Source organism: Ancylomarina sp. (genome assembly GCF_041555295.1).
Taxonomy (GTDB): Bacteria; Bacteroidota; Bacteroidia; order Bacteroidales; family Marinifilaceae; genus Ancylomarina.
In genome coordinates, this window is the sequence record NZ_JBFFKR010000478.1 from 1 (window position 1) to 1,524 (window position 1,524).

At 36.8% G+C, this 1,524-nt stretch carries 1 protein-coding gene; it reads left to right on the plus strand.

Annotated features, from left to right (window positions below; all coding sequences use genetic code 11):
* Positions 1-419: 419 nt before the first annotated feature.
* A complete protein-coding gene (locus ABY905_RS17240) occupies positions 420-1,364 on the plus strand; it encodes a hypothetical protein (RefSeq protein ID WP_372646133.1) in 945 nt (314 codons plus the stop codon).
* The last annotated feature ends 160 nt before the right edge of the window (positions 1,365-1,524 follow it).

A 1,524-nucleotide genomic window follows, 5' to 3' on the forward strand; every position in this document is an offset into this window, starting at 1 on the left:
AAACACATAAATAAACCTTTAAACAAAATGCCTATGGAACACATCCAATTTAAATTGGCTTTTAAGGCTTTTACTTGCAGGAATTGTAATGATGTCTAGAATGAAGCTTTACAAAATCTAGACAGGTGGGGATGTACAAGGCTTTAATTGCCAATTTAAATTTATACCATGAAGGATTCATTTACACATCCTACAGATCGATAAGCATATCGTAAACAAAACAGATTGACTTCGTATTAAAATTGGGGAGTATTTGAATTCTATTTCTAATTTATTTTTTAATCAAATTAAAACTCAGGTTATGAAACGAGCTATAATCAATCCTTTCACACAAAGAAGTCTGGCTTTAGCCTTCATGAGCTTTTGCGAACCTTGATTATTAGCAACTTCATATGTCTAAAACTTAAAATTATAATCAGATGAAAAAGAGATATTCAAATCTAAGAGAAATGTTAAGACGATTTATTGATTTCACTCAAGTTTATCAAATAAAGCTGGATGAGATTCCCGTAGTCAAAGAAATTATTGCGCTCATCCTTGGTCTTAATGTTAATTTCGAAACGGTGTGGGCTATTAAAGAAAAGGACTATAAAGGAACCACGCTTACGAAGCGGAATAAGAAAAATACGCTTGCCCTGCAACTGAGTAAGATCAACCAGCTCATCACTAATTATTGCATTAAAACCAATGAGCTGGAAGATATTGAAAACTTTAAGGGAGGCAGTTCGGTTTATTCCGGCTACAGTGATGGAAGGCTGATTACAAAAGCTAACTTATCCATAGAATACTGCGATAGTCTGGCAGAAAAACTTGCTGAAACAGGAATTAGCGAGAGCATGCTAGCTGACCTAAAGGACGCCTATGAGGGATTTAAGGCCCTAACTCCTCGCCCCAAAGAGATTCAGAGTACAACAAAAATTGCAACGGGTGAGCTATCGATCATAGCCAAACAAATTATAAGCCTTTTTAGATACCGTTTGGATAGGGTGATGAAGTCGATGTTTGAGCAAGATGATCCAGACCTGTATAAGGCTTATGTAGAAGCCAGAGATATTGAAAAGGTGGGACACAGAAAGATAGCCATTACAGGACATATTCTGGATAAGCTGACTAAGCAACCTGTTCCTCAGGCTCATTTTATTATTGAAGAGGCCAATATAGATCATAAATGTATAGGAGAACTGGGGGGTTTCCGAATTAAATCTGTGGAACCTGGCTCCTATACGGCCAGAATAGAAGCTGTAACCTATAAAAGCATCAGCCTGCAATTGGTCCATCGATTTGGTGAAACCAATGTGTTTGAGATTGAGATGGAGACGGAGGAAAGTCATTCAAGAGAATCGACTATAGTCACGGGTCAATAGTGAATGGTCAATGGATAGCGATTGGCTATGATTAGGGTGCTCTCAATCGGTTTGAGAGCACCTTTTTTCATGAAGAAAAGATCCGACGCAGATTATTTTGATAGGAATATGATTAAAAAATAGTTTAACCACAGATGACACAGATGAAAAAAATATTTAA

What these genes read in the sequence shown, in the direction of transcription:
- ABY905_RS17240 (WP_372646133.1), top strand. Translation starts at nt 420, where the DNA reads ATGAAAAAGAGATATTCAAATCTAAGAGAAATGTTAAGACGATTTATT.